Raw genomic sequence first — 16093 nt, forward strand, 5'->3', positions numbered from 1 at the left:
AATAATGGCAAAGTTAGAGAATAATAACGAGAATGAGAACAAAAAGTCAGTAGCCGGAAACCTGGGAGATCAGGTACAAAAAGCTGTTGAAAATGCCGGAGATAAAGTAAAGGAGACTGTTAAAGAAGCTTCTGAGCTTGCGACTGATGCGATCAAGCATCCTGTAGAGACTGCTGAAGAGTTCGGGAAGCAGGCCGTAAAGGATGTCACGAGCTATTCGTGGTGGGCTAGGCTTTTACTGATTCTGTTCTGGTTTACGCTTGGTCTCATTGCTGTTATTTTTATTGTCATCAATCTTCCGGTGACCAAACAATGGGCCGCCGATCAAGCCTTACAGATTGTCAACCGGGATTTTAAAGCACAGATGTCGACCGAAAGTGTTGATGTTGATTTCTTTGGTGACGTACAAATCAAAGGCCTAAAAATAAAAGATTATAAAGGTGCGGATTTTATTACCGCTAAAGAATTTACCGCTAATTCAGACTGGTTTTCTCTTGCCACCAATATCGGGAAAAATAATTCTTTAAGCTTTAATTCTCTTACACTTAAAAATGCAAATGTAAAAGTTATTACCTATAAAGGAGATAGCATTTCGAATTTTATCCGTTTTACCCAGCTTTTTGACAGCGGGAAGAAGAAAGATCCTACCAAGCCGCCCTTTCAGCTGAATTCAAGGCTTCAGATTATTGATTCTCAAGTTTCCATTGTTAATTTAAATTCTCCTGGAGAGCAGGGGAAATGGCTCACAGCTACCAATTTTAATCTTAAGGCTCCCAACGTAAAAGTGAATGGAAGGAATATTTCAGCCCTTATCAATAATATGTCTTTTACGACAAAACGATGGGGGAAATCACATTTCGTAGATACCTTTTCTACCGAATTGTCGATGACGAAAGATTTTCTCTTTCTTAAAGATTTAACATTAAATACAGATCATTCCCTTCTACAGGGCGATATTAAATTTAATCTTCATGATGACGGTTCCTGGTCAGATTTTGCTGATAAAGTGAAATGGGAGATGAATCTTCAGCAGGGAAGCCAGTTAAATGGATATGATATCAGTTACTTTGTTACCAACTGGGATAATTTTAAGCCTTTTAATGTTTCAGGGAAAATGGCAGGCCCTTTGAACAACTTTAAGCTGGATAATTTCCTGATCCGTAATCCGGATGTGAATATTGCCACCAGAACTATGAGAGTTAACAGGTTGCTGAAAGGTAACTTTTTAATCGAAACCAATGATCTTTCGGCAGATTTTACTTATAAAGATCTCAAAGCAATGATGCCCTCGTTTATTGCTAAAAAGATGAAGAATTTTGCTGATGATTTCGGGAAACTGAAATATAATGGTACCGCAAGCGTAAATCCTGATAAGGTATATGTTTCAAGCGGAAACCTGATCACGGGAATCGGGCAGGCAAAGATTACCGGATTCTCTTTGACAGATTACAGCTCTTCCATGCCGAAGTATGTAGGAATTGCTGAAATAAAAGATCTTAATACTTCAGTTATTACTAAAAATAAATCAGTAGGCCTTATCTCCGGAAGGTTTGATATCAACGGACAAAGCTTCGATGTCAATACCATGAGGCTGGTGACAAAATCCAGAATCACAAGCATTGAGATCATGGACAAGGAAATCAATAATGTGTATCTGGACGGATTACTGGATCATAAAAAATACAACGGGCTTATTACCGTAGATGATGATCAGGCCAAAGCGGAAATCAAAGGTTTAATAGACTTTAGTACTTCACGGATTGCCATGAATGTAAATGCTGATCTTCGGTACCTAAACATGAATTATTTCACCGGGAAACCCGGAAACCAGATAGTAAGCGGAAAGGTAAACGGTAAAATGGCTATGTCATCTATTAACGATCTTACATTGGATGTAGAAGCAAATGATATTAATTTCGCTACAGCTACTCAAAAATATTCCATTCCCATTGCAAAAATAAAAACATTCGCTGAAAACGGAGGCCGTGTTATTGATGTGGATGCTCCGGGCGCGGTAAACGGGAAGATTTCCGGCAGGTATAATCTTGGAGATCTCACAGGGATGGTGGAAAATGGGTTGAATAAGATCTTGGTTGGCCCTGCTCCCCGAAAGTTATACAGAGGCCAGAACTTTACGATGAGCTTTGATGTTCAGCAGGGTTTAGTAAGCTATTTTATGCCGGATCTGAAAATTCCACAGGGAGCAAAGGTAGAAGGGCAGTATGACGGAAACTCAAACAACCTGATTTTAAATGCAGATGCAGCTTCTCTTAAATACGTGATGACTAAAGTTCAGGAAATCACGGAAGCTGATAAAGCACTGGCGGATGCAAATCCTTCATATAAAATAAATGAAAGGAATAATATCACCAGAGACAGTGCGATGGTTGACAGTGTGATGGTAAGAATTAATACCGCTAACCTGGATGAGCAGATTTTTGCTAAGATCAACAGGATAGAATACAATAAGAATATCCTGAAAGACATTACGTTAAGCGGCAGAAATGAAAACAATACCATTCTTCATCTGGCAGCACAATTTAAGCATGGAAGCCCGGAAGATGAACTAGATGATAATCTGAAATCATATGCCATCAATGTTAATCAGTCTACCAACACAACCGGTGATTTTGTATTCAGGTTTGAACCTACTGAAGTTAAATTTAATGATGTGACCTGGGCTATCGATACCAGTCAGGAATTGGACCACTCTATTACTTACCGTAAAAAAGAAAAGGATTTCGATATCAGGAATCTAAGAATATATTCCGACAACAGCGCACTATTTATAAAAGAGGCCCAGTTTAAATCGATCAGGGATTTTTATTTAGATGCAGAAGTCAATGATTTTGCCATTGAGAAGCTGCTGGATATGCAGGCAGGTGGAAATACAATGAATATTAAAGGACTTGCCAACGGGAGTGTGAAGATTAAAATGGATAAGAGCACCCTGCAGCCTTTAGTGGATATGAACATTGATGATATTGTAATGAACGGAAATGATATGGGGGATATTACCATTTCTGCAACAAACGGGTATTCTCTTAATGTATATGATGTTGATGTAAAAGTAAATTCAGCAGGGGTAATCGGCAATAACAGTCTTCATGTAACAGGAACCGTTAATAACAATACTTCATCACCAACGATTGATCTCACCGCAGAAATGAGGGATTTCGATGTGGCATTTGCACAGCAGTTTGTAACAACGGTGTTCGGGAATTTAAGGGGCAAAGCGACAGGGGATCTTAAAATAAACGGTAAATTCAGCAATCTGGATTACAGCGGCGATATTGCCCTGAAAGGTTTCGGATTAAAACTTTTATTTACCGGAGTGGATTATTCATTTGATGATACTGTGATTCCATTAACGAAAGGGCTTGCTCTTCTTAATAATGTTGAAGTTCATGACGGAAGGACCAATTCTAAAGGTAATATTTCCGGGGCGATCCAGTTTGAAACCCTTTCTTCAATGGGGGTCAACTTGGTAATGAGAGCTGATAATCTCTTAGTCCTGAATACCACCCAGAAAGATTCGGACCTTTTCTGGGGAAGGGTCTATGGTCAGGGGGACCTTTATGTGGATGGTCCGGTTTCAGGTTTAAGCATATCAACACCGAATATGAAAGCGTTGAATGGCAGTACTTTTACATTTAATTCGGGATCCACCTCCAATGTGGAAGAATTTAAAATGCTGAGGTTCCTGAAAGAAGGAAAAAACGGATTGGTTACACTTGAAGAAAAGAAAAAATCCGGGGCTAATATGAATATTGATTTTGCCCTTGATGTTGATAAAGGAACTACGGTAAATGTGCTGATCGGTGATGATATCGGAAGCATCATGGTGAAAGGAGCTGCTGAAAAGCTGCGTTTCCAGATGAGCAGACAGGGCAATATTGCGATGAACGGAACCTACAGTGTTGAGAATGGTACCTTTATTTCAAAAGCAATCCTTAATAAAACCTTCCAGATTGAAAAAGGAAGCAGTATCCATTGGGATGGGGATGCCATAAAACCGGCACTTGATATCACCGCAAATTATGTAAGGATGGTTTCCAATGCAGGGGAATATCTGAATATGGGAGGACTTCAGCCGGTAAGTATCTTGCTTCAGGCGAATATTACGCAGTCGCTTGTCGATCCTAAAATAGATCTTAACGTTACTGCGCTGGATGTTTCAAGCCAGGTTAAAGAAACCTTGGCAGCAAAAATGAGTCAGGAAGGAGAGAAAGTTCTGCAGTTTGGTTCTATATTGCTGTTAAACAGTTTTAACGTTTCCAAAACCGGTGGGGTAGATATAGATGTTGCCGGAGTTGCAGAGTCTTCGGGCTATAATATACTGCTAAAGCAATTGGGGTCAGTTCTTAATACCATGAGCAACGAATTCCAGATCGATCTGAACTATGTGAAAGGCGACCAGTATTCCAATATCGGAGACCGTGCAAACGCCGGTGTAAGCTTTGCGCTTTCCCCAAGGATTAAGGTGAAGACCGGGCTTGGTATCCCTTTAACAAAAACTGAAAATACAGCAACCAATTACCTGTCCGGAGAAGGGACAATTGAATATGATATTTCCAAAAAAAATGACGGAAGCCTGATTTTAAGAGGGTATTCTAAACCGTCTAATATTGGTCTTGGCGTAATTAATGCAACCGGATCAAACGGTACTGCTAACCAAGCATATGGTGGCGGTATCGTATGGAGTAAAAGTTTTAATTCTTTCTTTAAAAAGAAGGGAAAAGACAAAAAATCACAGCAGAATAAGACGGATGTAAAAACAGATTCTATAAAATCAGGTGCTAAATAATTGTGATTTTTTAATGATTTTTATCATCTGTGTTAATTATTGTTAATGTTTGATAATATTTTTTTAGTTAAATTATTTTTTCTAAATTTGCAAAAAATACATTGATTTTTTAAGAAAATTGTAATTTAATTAATATGAACTATCAACTGGACGAAATAGACAAGAAAATTCTTGATTTCTTAGTAGAAAACACAAGAATGCCGTTTACAGAGATTGCTAAGCAGATGGATGTTTCTGCTGGAACAATTCACGTAAGAGTGAAAAAAATGGAGGATGCGGGTATTATTTTAGGGTCATCCCTTAATATCGATTATGGAAAGCTGGATTATCACTTCACGGCTTTTATCGGAATCCTTTTGACAAAATCAAACAGAACGCAGGAAGTACTGAAGGAACTTTCTACTCTTCCTAATGTTATCGAAGCCAGCGTTATTTCAGGAAAATATAATATTTTCTGTAAAGTAAAGGCTAAGAATACGGATGATGCAAAAAGAATCATTTATCAGATTGATGATATTCAGGATGTCATGAGAACGGAAAGTATGATCTCTATGGAGGAATATTTAAGTGATAAGAACAGACTGATTAATGCGATCTCTATTTAATCAGAAGTAAACGAATTATATTAAAAGAACTTATGAAATTTCTCATAAGTTCTTTATTTTTGTATCTATGGAAGAATACAGTTATTTTGATGAAGATCCGAAGAAAGGGTGGGGATTTATTCTTGCTTTCGCTGCTTTGATGTTGTTTACAATCATGGGGTTTGGGATCGATCTGGACGAATATTTGCAACATGAATACCTGAACATTCCGAGATGGTATTTCTACGTTATTTTTACAGTAGATATCCTGATGGCTGTAAGCCTTGTGCTGATGTTTTTTTACAGAAAAATCGGTATTTTTACTTTTCCGGCGCTGTTGGTACTGCATTTCTTTATGCATAGTTATTACCTGTCAACCTTCCTTTACACCGATGTTACCAACCTCTTTCTCTTTACAGGCTTCGGGATGTTAGCTATTATTCCGAAATGGAAGTTTTTTAAGTAGGTTTATGATACATCAACTTATATAATTCAGGGATGAACTTTATTAGAGGATTCATAATATCATAATATAATCACCATCTATAATAGGAAATGGCTTTTTATTTAAAGTTTTTACTCCATTTTTCTCATTTTCCGAATATGGATCGTATCTGCATTAACAGGCTTTGAAGTATCTAATACTTTATCATTAACATGAGCTTTTTCTGTATAGGCTCTACAGTTTGTACATGTATATATACCGAAATTCACAATCTTTACATACTTATATATTATTTTTAGTGAGATCCCAATATTTTTTAAAATCTATATGATTAAAGGCTTGTTTTAAAGGTATATTTTTTATATTTCCAAATGTTTGAGGTATTGCAAGACAATTCTTAATATTATACCATCTTTATCCACTGATAATTTTTATAAAGACAAGAGTTATGGTGCATTGACTCTGTTATTTTATGGAATTAATATTAAAGTATTTCAGTTTAACACACAATCCAAATTTTTTAAATTGCAGTACCGTTCTACCATAGAAGCATAGTCTAACGATATGATTTTTTCTCTTTAATTGGCAGGAAAATAATAAAAGAATGATAGCAATAAAGGTTTTTTTATCATTCATTTTTTTAGAATATATAATACGTCAGCCTCAGGGAAGGATAATAAACAGATCCGATATAGCGGAGCTGATGGCGGTATTCCCTGCCACTGTAGTTCCAGGTATAATCGAGGCTTGAGGTTTCCGATTGTATCTTATGGAATGGGATGTTGACAAAAGCCCCGATTTCATACTGGTTCCGGGTTCCGGACATGATTCCGAAGCCAAGATTACCGCTGAGCGTGTAGGTCTTTTCTCCGAGATGGGTATTGATCAGGCTTTGGTAAAAGATGGGTCCACTGAGATCTTCCGTCGCTTCACCTGATCCACTGGCTGATACCACTGTATTGGTATTATAATCGGCACCAATGGAAGCCTCAAAGAACAGCGCATGGGTATACCGTTCGTAGACCCGGCGGTATCCTGCATATACCGAGAAACAGTCGTATTTCTGGCTGATGGTCTCCTGGTTGGAAAAAGGGATGGCGGGCTCACTCAGGCTGTATTTGAATTCAATTTTTTTCCGGGTGTACAGCAGTTCTGCAAAGAAATGGTCTTTTTCGTCCAGCTGCCTGATCAGTCTGATCCCGAAGTTGGCTGTTACCGGGCTTGTGAACCTGAAATGGGCGTCGTCGTTGGTGAGGCGGTTATTGTATATATTGACGCCGGCAGCGGAGAAAATGCCCAGCTTATATCCGGATTGTGCGCAGATGAAAGTTGGGAATAAAGCAGTAAGTATAAAGCTGCCCAGCAGAATAATAGATCGTTTCATGGTGATTTGTCAGTTTTTTATGGTATGAACGGAGATTATCTGAAATTCGTATATAAAAAAAGCACCCTATGAAAGGATGCTTCTGTATCTGTCTGGAATATATGTTAAGCTAAAATTCTCTTCACCGCTTCCTGTACGGCAGCGGAATCAATTTTATACTTTTTCATCAATTCCGCTGGAGTGGCAGATTCTCCGAAGGTGTCGTTTACGGCAACGAATTCCTGTCTGGTTGGTCTTTTTCTTGCCAGCATTCCGGCAACAGATTCTCCTAGACCGCCAAGATAGTTATGCTCTTCAGCCGTAACAATTTTTCCTGTTTTTTCAACTGATTTTAAGATGATTTCTTCGTCCAAAGGTTTGATCGTGTGAATATTGATCACCTCGCAAGAAATACCTTCTTTTTCAAGCTCATCAGCTGCTAATAAAGATTCCCAAACCAAGTGCCCCGTTGCAACAATCGTTACATCCTTTCCTTCCTGCAAAAGGATACCTTTTCCGATTTCGAAAGGCATATCTTCCGGAATGAAAACAGGAACTACGGGTCTTCCAAACCTTAAATAAACCGGGCCTTCAAAATCAGCAATTGCTAAAGTTGCTGCCTTCGTTTGGTTATAGTCACAAGGATTGATTACGGTCATTCCCGGAAGCATTTTCATCATTCCGATATCTTCCAAAACTTGGTGCGTTGCTCCGTCTTCACCTAAAGTAAGTCCGGCATGAGATGCACAGATTTTTACATTTTTATTGGAGTAAGCGATAGATTGACGAATCTGGTCGTATACTCTTGAAGTAGAAAAGTTGGCGAACGTTCCTGTAAAAGGAATTTTTCCTGTAATGCTGAGTCCTGCTGCAAGTCCCATCATGTTCGCTTCGGCAATACCCACCTGGAAGAACCTCTCCGGTGCTTTTTCAATGAATTTCTCCATTTTCAAAGAACCGATAAGATCTGCACACAATGCAACAACATTAGGGTTTTTATCAGCCAGCTCAGCTAATCCGGCTCCGAATCCTGAACGGGTGTCTTTTTTTTCAGTATATGTAAATTTCATGAGGATTTCTATTTTTATACAATCATGTAACCTTACGGTTTCATTTTGTTCTAATTATTAATTAAGATTACGTATTATCAATTATTCACTAAATATAATTAATAATCAGCAGGAGCTTCAAGATATAACTGTTTGAAAGCAGTGTCCAGTTGCTCATCATTAGGCGCTTTTCCGTGCCATGAGTGCGATCCCATCATATAATCTACCCCGAATCCCATTTCTGTATGAAGAATGATTGCTACAGGCTTGTCTTTTCCTGTCTCAGTTTTTGCTTTTTCAAGAATAGCCATCACTGCTTCAAGGTCATTACCGTTTTTCTCTTCCAGTACAATCCATCCGAATGCTTCAAGCTTGGCATGAAGATTTCCCAAGCTCAATACATCATCCGTGTCACCGTCGATCTGGCGGCCATTATAATCTATGGTAGAAATTACATTGTCAACTTTTTTAGCAGCAGCATACATCAGAGCTTCCCAAACCTGTCCTTCCTGCAATTCACCGTCACCGTGTAGAGTATATACCAAAGATTTGTCTCCGTCTAATTTTTTACCTTCAGCCACACCAAGTGCTACAGAAAGTCCCTGCCCCAGTGAACCTGAAGCAATTCTTATCCCCGGAAGACCTTCATGGGTCGTAGGATGGCCCTGTAATCTTGAATCCAGTTTTCTGAATGTTTTCAGTTCGTCAACCGGAAAAAAGCCGAATCTTGCCAAAGTGGAATAAAATACCGGAGAAATATGTCCGTTCGAAAGATAGAAATGATCTTCATTCTTACCCTCCATCGTAAAAGGAAGATTGTAATTCATCACTTTTCCGTACAGTGCCGTAAAATATTCCGTACAGCCTAAACTTCCGCCCGGGTGGCCGGAATTAACAGCATGAACCATTCTTAAAATGTCTCTTCTGATTTGTGTAGTAAGAGATTTCAACTCTTCAATACTTTTACTCATTATATAAGATTTATTTGCCCTGCGAATTTACAATTTTTTGCTGGCTTACGGAAATGTAAAAATCCGGAATAGTGATCCGGATTTTGTGTATGTATTTACATTTTAATTATACAACTCTCAGATAGTGTTTGCTTTTCACAATCCACAAACCAATAAACGTCAGCAGTCCGTTAAGGACAATTAGCTCAACTCCAATTCTGTAATCGGTATATGTGGTGACCAGAAAATTAATCAAGTAGGTAAGAACCGGAGCTAAAATAGTGACTGTAAGAATGGCATATCTTTTCGATATCTGAAATTTGGTGAAAATCCCGAAAGCGAAAAGTCCAAGAAGCGGTCCGTATGTATAGCCTGCGATTTCCATAATAAGATAAACAATCGACTTGTCATTCATTGCCTTAAAAACCATGATCAGGATGAAGAAAACAACGGTAAATGTTAAATGGACTTTCATCCGAAGATGTTTTTTCTCTTTTTCCGTTTTCTTTCTGTCTTCATTTAAGTTTAATAAATCCACACAGTATGAACTTGTAACAGCCGTTAAAGCACCGTCAGCAGAAGGGAATAAAGCCGAGATCAGCCCGATGATAAAAATAACGGAAATGATCATCGGAAAATGCCCTTGAAGTGACAAAGAAGGGAAAAGATCATCTCCCATAATGTTGTTGATGTTTCCTGTCGAATCTTTAAATCCGAAAATATGGGTAATGGTTTCACCGTTAATTTGTCCGTATTCAGCACCGTTCTGCATCGCAAATAAATAAAGTAAACCTCCAAGAAATAAAAAAGCAAGATTGACGAATAGCAGCGTTCCTGCAAAAGTCAGCATGTTTTTCTTTGAATTTTTCAGATTGTCAACAGAAATATTTTTCTGCATCATTTCCTGATCCAGACCGGTCATCGCAATGGTTATAAAAATCCCTCCCAAAATGGTTTTAAGGAAAAAAGTTTTGGAATTAGGATCGAGATTAATAAAATGCGTATAATTTTTCTGTTCTAAAATCGTGTAGGCTTCCCCGAAAGATAAATTTAAATGAGATAAAATATAAACAATACAGGCAATCAGGCTGATAATCATAAATGAGGTCTGCAGAGTGTCTGTAATAACAATGGTTTTCACTCCGCCTTCAAATGTATATAAAAGAACCATTAATAATAAGACTGCTGCAGTTACCCAAAACGGAACACCTAAGCCTTCCAGTAAAAAAATCTGCAAAACGTTCACCACCAGGTATAATCTGGCCGTAGCACCGATGGCGCGGGAAATAATGAAAAATACAGACCCTATCTTATGTGCCTCCACGTTAAACCTTTTTCCTAAATACGTGTAGATTGAGGTAAGGTTCATTTTATAATAAAGAGGAAGTAGAATTCCGGCCACGATGAAATAGCCGATAAAAAAGCCGATCACCATCATGTAATATTCAAAACCGCCATAGATATATTCGCTTCCGGTCATTTTTCCGACGGTTCCGGGTACGGAAATGAAAGTTACCCCACTTAAGCTGGTTCCGATCATTCCGAAGGCTACCAACCACCATTTGCTTTTTTTGTTTCCGATGAAAAATGACTGATTATCAGAATTCCGGCTTGTGAAATAAGAAATTACCAAAAGGCCAATGAAATAGATAAAGACAAACAGCAATAGGGTAGTTCCGGTGCTCATTTTTTAATTTAAATTTTAGCAAATATAGTTTTTTTTATGGGCTGTTAAAAAGAAAAAACCTTCCTGGCTTATATGCGGGAAGGCTGGTATTTTTTAATGGAGATTAATCTGGATCAGGCCTGGGTTTTGTTTACCAAAACATCCTGAAGTTCCTCATGTTTCTGGAATGTGGCTTTTGCAAACGGACATAGCGGGATGATGGATTTATTATTTTTTCTGGCAAACTCTATTGCTGCCATCAGCATTTCTTTGCCGACCCCTTTTCCGTTATAGGCTTCTTCTACTTCTGTATGATCAATGATAAATCTTTCTTCTCCTGCCCAGGTATATGTCATGAGACCTGCGCGGTTACCATCTAAGAAAGCTTCAAAACTTCCGTGTTTTTCGTCGTTGCTTTGTTGTATTTCAATCATAATTATGAAAATTTGGTTACTATTTCGATATCGTTGGTGAGTATTTTGTGAACAGGGCATGCATCAGCAATGGTATGAAGCCTCTTGATCTGCTCATCACTAAGAACGGCACCGTCAAAGCTGACCGTTCTCTTAAAGATTGTCCTTTTGGTTAAGGGGAAGTGTTCGAGGTCTACCCCGATATTTATTTTTTCAACATCCCATTCTTTCCGGTCGATGTACATTCTCAATGTAGCTGCCGTACAGCTGGCCAGCGAAGTCGCCAGGATTTCAAACGGGTTAAAGCCTTTATTTCCTCCGCCTTTATCCACAGGTTCATCTGTGATTAAAGTATTTTCACTTGCGGTGACTTCCGTATAATATTTTTCTTTACCTAAACTCGCTTTTACCGATACTGTCATCATTGCATGCTATTTTTTAATCTGGCTTTTAAAATTAGTAATTTTATTCTTTAACTCTTTTAACATGTCGGGATTAATCACACCGCTTTCCAGATCAAAATTTTCATAAAATTTTGGAAGAGAAAAAGTATCAATGAGATCAGCTCCGAATTGAGGAAAGAATGTTTTGGCTGTATTCATTACATTTCCACCGCCGTAACCGCCGGGAGAAGTGGACATCAGCAACATGGGCTTATCCTGAAAAACCTTTACATTTATTCTTGAAGCCCAGTCAAAAATATTTTTGAAGGCGGAAGCGTATGATCTGTTGTGTTCTGCCAGTGAGCAGATGATAGCATCACATCCTTGAATATGTTTTAAAAACCGATGAGCCGGATCGGGAAAGCCTTTCTTTTCAAGATTAACGGAAAAAACAGGCATATCAAAATCATTAAGATCAATTAAATTAATATCTTCATCCTTAAAATCTTTTAACACAAATTTTACCAGTTCCCTGTTGATGGAGGTGGAAGAGGTACTTCCGGCAAATGCTAATATTCTCATAATACTTAAGGTTTTCTGTTTAAGATAGCTTTCGGAAGCGGTACATAATCTTCATCATCGCCAGGGACCAGTGGAAAAGCTTCATGATTCTGATCGTTCCAGTTTACTTTTGCCTGCTCAATCATTTCTTTGTCTGAATTTACAAAATTCCAGAATATAAAACGTTCTTCATCAAAAGGCTCTCCTCCGAAGAGATAAACGGTTCCGTTTTCACTCATGTCAAATTCACACAACTGCGTATTTTTGGCGATCATCAGCTGTTTGGAGCCATAGGAATTCCCGTCTGTTGTCACGGTGCCATCCAGAACATACATCGCAGCTTCACCATACAGGTCTTTTCCAATGCTGATTCTTCTGGGTTCTTTGGTTTTTATTTCGATAAAAAATAACCTGCTGTGTACCGGAACCGGAGATATTCTTCCAAAGGCTTCTCCTGCAATCAGTTTATAGTGTATTCCATCTTCTTCCCAAACAGGAATTTCATGAGCTTCAATATGATGAAAGGTAGGCTCAGACTGTTCCAGGTGCTTCGGAAGGCCTACCCAGATCTGGAATCCGTGGAGCCTTTTATCGGTATGTCTTAGATATTCGGGTGTTCTTTCGGAATGCACGACACTTTTTCCGGCAGTCATCCAGTTTACTGCACCGGGCTGAATTTCAATAGCACTGCCGATGCTGTCTCTGTGGAAAATAGATCCTTCCAGAAGATAGGTTAAAGTAGACAGTCCAATATGCGGATGGGGCGGGACATCCAGGTTCTGATAATCTTTAAGGTCAGAAGGTCCCATGTGATCAATAAACACAAAGGGTCCGACAGCTCTTTTCTCGCGGAATGGTAATAACCTTCCTACTAAAAAGTTACCTATATCTGCTGATTTTTCTTCAATAATGAGTCCGATATTTGACATAGTATATAAGATTTAAATTTGCTTGCTTCAGATGATCAACATAGAAGATATGGATACAGATTTATTTAAACGTCTACATTATAAATCGACGAGATTTAAAACCTAAGAAGTACAATGTTATAAAGTTAAAAAAACACTGACTCAAATTTGACTTATTGCTCTTTCTGTTCTTCTATGTGTAGCGAATATATTAAACTTATATAATCTGTGCATTGATCTGTGTTAATAAGCTACAGAAATATTTGTTATATCTAAATAAAGCAATTTGATTACTGAAATTATAAATCAATAAGCACAGATCAACATCTGAAAAGATAAAGCTAATTCAGATGTGGAGTGGAAGATTGAGAAATAAAGTATAATTCTTCTTTAGTGATGAATTAATTCATGGATTTTAATCCTCTTTTGACTGCATGTTTTTCCCGTCAGAAATATGCAGCCTTCGGAAAACAAATCCTGAAATAATAGTAAGTATCCCTACCGTAAGAAAGGTGTAGCGGAAAGCATTATGAATTTCACCTTTTACCAGGTTTGTGCTTTCAAATATTTTTAAGACGATCAGCCCGAATGCAATTCCGAAACCGATAGCAAGCTGCTGGTTTACTGAAATCAGGGAGTTTCCACTGCTGGTCTGGAAGTTCCTGAGGTCTGCGATTGAAATTGTGTTCATTGACGTAAACTGAATTGAATTGAAAAAACCTAAGATAGCAATAATCGGAATGAACCAATATAAAGAAGTATGGATATCCGGAATCGCTAAAAGACAGATCAGCGTACCGATGATGAATGTATTGACCATTAAAGTCTGCCGATATCCGAAGGTATCTAAAATTTTAATTACATACGATTTTCCAAACATGGCAGTCAGTGCCATCGGAGCAATAATCCAGCCGGAAGTGACTGCCGACTGTTTATAGGCAATCTGGATCATCAAAGGCAAAAGCAGGGGGACGGAGCTGATTCCCAATCTTGTGGCCAGATTCCCTACAATTCCTACCCTGAAAGTTCTGACCTGAAATAAGTTTAAAGGAAAAATAGGACTCTCATCTCTTTTGGCATGCCTGTAATAGTAATACATACACAGGAACCCCATTATGAAAATGACCAGTACCGGAGTGATGTTCTGGATGTCCCCGAATAATTCCAAAGCAACAGAAAGCAGGAGAGAGGCTGCCGCAAAGATCAAAAACCCTTTTAAATCAAAATCCACCTCAGGGGATTTGTAATTCGGCATAAATTTTAACCCTAATGTGATTCCGAGAATCCCGATTGGAATATTGATTAAAAAGATCCAGTGCCATGAAAGATAATCAACCATATAGCCTCCTACCAATGGGCCTAAAACAGGACCGATCAGTGCGGGAATGATAGCAAAGTTCATAGCTTTCAACAATTCGTTCTTGTCAAAAGTTTTTATTAAAGCGAGTTTTCCTACAGGTGTCATCAGGCTGCCTCCGACCCCCTGAATGATCCGGGAAATAACCAGTTGTGTAAGATTTTGAGAGACCGCACAGAACAGGGAGCCGAGACTGAAGAGGATTAAAGAAAAAATAAAAACTTTTTTTGTTCCGAAACGGTCTGCCAGAAATCCGCTGGCCGGCATAAAAACGGCAAGAGTCAGTACATAACTGATTATCGCATTCTGCATATTAAGCGGCGATTCTTTAAGATCTCTTGCAATAGACGGCAGGGAAGTATTCAGGATGGTGGAATCAAGCATCTGCATAAAAATAGCAGTTGCGAGAATCAGAGGCAGTATTTTTTTTATCGGACCGGGTTGTGGAATTATTTCTGACATGTGATCTTTACTGGAAGTTTAATACAGCAGGTTTATTTAAGTTCAGGGAATAAGATAATCGGTTTTTAAGAGCAATATTTATTCCTTACACTATAATTTGCAGATAAAAATAAAAGTCCTGTGAAATTCACAGGACTTTCTATTTATTTTCTAGGCTTTTCAACACCTTTCCATTCGTCGCCGGCTTTTCTGTACTGGCTCAGCTCAAACTCTTTGAAATCTTTCGTTTTATATTCAATATTGTCTGTGTTTTGCTCAAACGGCATGATGTAATAATAGTCTGCATCCGTTTTGTCCGTCTTTGTACCTTTTTTTACAGAAGGAACATATTTTGAAAATTTGTAGCCCGGAAGATACTGCTTCAGTCTTGTGTAGAAATATTTGTTTTCTTTCTCTTCAGGAATAATATCTACAATATTAAAATCATCTTTTGCTTTATTGATCCACAGGTAATAGGTTTTGTCTTCTCCTGTATTTCTGTTAACAGAATTGAAAGAGAACAGCTCTTTCGGAACCAGCTCCTTAATTTTTTCCGGATCAACTTTAGTGTAATATTCACCTTTTAAAGGATCAACATACGTTTCTAAGTTGTACATCAACACGGAATTATTATCAAGATTTTTATTTTTGAAATACTGGTTTAAAGATAATTCTGCAGTTGCTCTCAGTTCTTTTCCTCTTGCATCCAGCTTCTTGGACGGATTCTGAGGATTTACTTTTTTTACAAACTCGTATAAAACTTTTGGCTTTATTTCTTTCAGGTGAGGGAAAGTCTTCAGCTGCTCAGCTTTCACCAGCCAGTAATACTGTTGATAAAAATCGTCTTTATCAGCATCCTTTACACTTTTATACACCATTGCAAGTTTTTTAGAGCTAAGATACTTGCCGTATTTCCCCTGTCCAAAAGCAAAAGTCATGGATAATAAAGCAAATAAGATAGTAATGTTTCTTCTCATTTTTTATAATTGATTTTTCGTTTTCCAAATATAATTATTTATTAGATAATATTTTTGATTAACGGTTAAATTCTGACAATATTATTAACGGTAATTCAAAAGAAAATCCTGTATTGCTACAGGATTAATAAATATTATCAGATAAATAATAAAGCGGTTGTAAAAAACAGTAAAGCAAAGAACTGTATT

Annotated in this window: 13 protein-coding genes; 3 read left to right on the forward strand and 10 right to left on the reverse strand. The window is 38.0% G+C overall.

Annotation, left to right across the window (positions count from 1 at the left end):
- The first annotated feature begins 4 nt into the window (after nt 1–4).
- The 3 genes from MKJ01_RS08390 to MKJ01_RS08400 all read left to right on the forward strand — a co-directional run bounded on the left by MKJ01_RS08390 (nt 5) and on the right by MKJ01_RS08400 (nt 5857).
- Nucleotides 5–4807 carry a translocation/assembly module TamB gene (locus tag MKJ01_RS08390; RefSeq protein ID WP_241613357.1) on the forward strand — a complete coding sequence of 1601 codons (4803 nt, stop codon included), beginning with the start codon at nt 5–7 and terminating at the stop codon, nt 4805–4807.
- 134 nt (nt 4808–4941) lie between these two features.
- Nucleotides 4942–5412, forward strand: a complete 471-nt coding sequence (locus MKJ01_RS08395) for an Lrp/AsnC family transcriptional regulator (protein ID WP_027386613.1) — start codon at nt 4942–4944, stop codon at nt 5410–5412.
- Nucleotides 5413–5479: 67 nt separating this feature from the next.
- The gene (locus tag MKJ01_RS08400) at nt 5480–5857 is read left to right on the forward strand and encodes a hypothetical protein (RefSeq protein WP_241613359.1); all 378 of its coding nucleotides are present in this window, start codon (nt 5480–5482) and stop codon (nt 5855–5857) included.
- Between the two features lie 619 nt (nt 5858–6476).
- Here the strand turns inward: MKJ01_RS08400 and MKJ01_RS08405 are convergent.
- The 10 genes from MKJ01_RS08405 to MKJ01_RS08450 form a co-directional block, all read right to left on the reverse strand.
- Complete coding sequence (locus MKJ01_RS08405) at nt 6477–7220, reverse strand: hypothetical protein (protein WP_241613361.1); 744 nt, start codon at nt 7218–7220, stop codon at nt 6477–6479.
- A gap of 104 nt (nt 7221–7324) precedes the next feature.
- Nucleotides 7325–8269 (reverse strand): transketolase family protein, encoded by a 945-nt coding sequence (locus MKJ01_RS08410; protein ID WP_241613363.1) that lies wholly within the window; start codon nt 8267–8269, stop codon nt 7325–7327.
- Between the two features lie 98 nt (nt 8270–8367).
- A complete protein-coding gene (locus tag MKJ01_RS08415) occupies nt 8368–9219 on the reverse strand; it encodes a transketolase (RefSeq protein ID WP_241613364.1) in 852 nt (283 codons plus the stop codon).
- 106 nt (nt 9220–9325) lie between these two features.
- Entirely contained in the window at nt 9326–10885 is a 1560-nt protein-coding gene (locus tag MKJ01_RS08420) for a sodium:solute symporter (protein WP_241613366.1), read from the reverse strand.
- Between the two features lie 113 nt (nt 10886–10998).
- On the reverse strand, nt 10999–11298 hold the full coding sequence (locus MKJ01_RS08425) for a GNAT family N-acetyltransferase (protein ID WP_241613368.1): 300 nt from the start codon (nt 11296–11298) through the stop codon (nt 10999–11001).
- A gap of 2 nt (nt 11299–11300) precedes the next feature.
- The gene (locus tag MKJ01_RS08430) at nt 11301–11699 is read right to left on the reverse strand and encodes an OsmC family protein (RefSeq protein ID WP_241632568.1); all 399 of its coding nucleotides are present in this window, start codon (nt 11697–11699) and stop codon (nt 11301–11303) included.
- A 9-nt stretch (nt 11700–11708) separates the two neighbouring features.
- A complete protein-coding gene (locus tag MKJ01_RS08435; protein WP_241613372.1) occupies nt 11709–12242 on the reverse strand; it encodes an NADPH-dependent FMN reductase in 534 nt (177 codons plus the stop codon).
- A 5-nt stretch (nt 12243–12247) separates the two neighbouring features.
- Complete coding sequence (locus MKJ01_RS08440) at nt 12248–13150, reverse strand: pirin family protein (protein ID WP_241613374.1); 903 nt, start codon at nt 13148–13150, stop codon at nt 12248–12250.
- A gap of 394 nt (nt 13151–13544) precedes the next feature.
- Nucleotides 13545–14948: an MFS transporter gene (locus MKJ01_RS08445; protein ID WP_241613376.1), complete on the reverse strand. Its 1404-nt coding sequence runs from the start codon at nt 14946–14948 to the stop codon at nt 13545–13547.
- A gap of 143 nt (nt 14949–15091) precedes the next feature.
- Nucleotides 15092–15904: a hypothetical protein gene (locus MKJ01_RS08450; protein ID WP_241613378.1), complete on the reverse strand. Its 813-nt coding sequence runs from the start codon at nt 15902–15904 to the stop codon at nt 15092–15094.
- Nucleotides 15905–16093 lie beyond the last annotated feature (189 nt).

It is taken from the genome of Chryseobacterium sp. SSA4.19 (assembly GCF_022601875.1).
GTDB lineage: Bacteria > Bacteroidota > Bacteroidia > Flavobacteriales > Weeksellaceae > Chryseobacterium.

Coding starts and splice junctions, on each gene's coding strand:
- MKJ01_RS08435 (WP_241613372.1), bottom strand. CDS start 12,242: ATGAGAATATTAGCATTTGCCGGAAGTACCTCTTCCACCTCCATCAAC.
- MKJ01_RS08415 (WP_241613364.1), bottom strand. CDS start 9,219: ATGAGTAAAAGTATTGAAGAGTTGAAATCTCTTACTACACAAATCAGA.
- MKJ01_RS08400 (WP_241613359.1), top strand. CDS start 5,480: ATGGAAGAATACAGTTATTTTGATGAAGATCCGAAGAAAGGGTGGGGA.
- MKJ01_RS08410 (WP_241613363.1), bottom strand. CDS start 8,269: ATGAAATTTACATATACTGAAAAAAAAGACACCCGTTCAGGATTCGGA.
- MKJ01_RS08425 (WP_241613368.1), bottom strand. CDS start 11,298: ATGATTGAAATACAACAAAGCAACGACGAAAAACACGGAAGTTTTGAA.
- MKJ01_RS08445 (WP_241613376.1), bottom strand. CDS start 14,948: ATGTCAGAAATAATTCCACAACCCGGTCCGATAAAAAAAATACTGCCT.
- MKJ01_RS08440 (WP_241613374.1), bottom strand. CDS start 13,150: ATGTCAAATATCGGACTCATTATTGAAGAAAAATCAGCAGATATAGGT.
- MKJ01_RS08395 (WP_027386613.1), top strand. CDS start 4,942: ATGAACTATCAACTGGACGAAATAGACAAGAAAATTCTTGATTTCTTA.
- MKJ01_RS08420 (WP_241613366.1), bottom strand. CDS start 10,885: ATGAGCACCGGAACTACCCTATTGCTGTTTGTCTTTATCTATTTCATT.
- MKJ01_RS08430 (WP_241632568.1), bottom strand. CDS start 11,699: ATGACAGTATCGGTAAAAGCGAGTTTAGGTAAAGAAAAATATTATACG.
- MKJ01_RS08405 (WP_241613361.1), bottom strand. CDS start 7,220: ATGAAACGATCTATTATTCTGCTGGGCAGCTTTATACTTACTGCTTTA.
- MKJ01_RS08450 (WP_241613378.1), bottom strand. CDS start 15,904: ATGAGAAGAAACATTACTATCTTATTTGCTTTATTATCCATGACTTTT.
- MKJ01_RS08390 (WP_241613357.1), top strand. CDS start 5: ATGGCAAAGTTAGAGAATAATAACGAGAATGAGAACAAAAAGTCAGTA.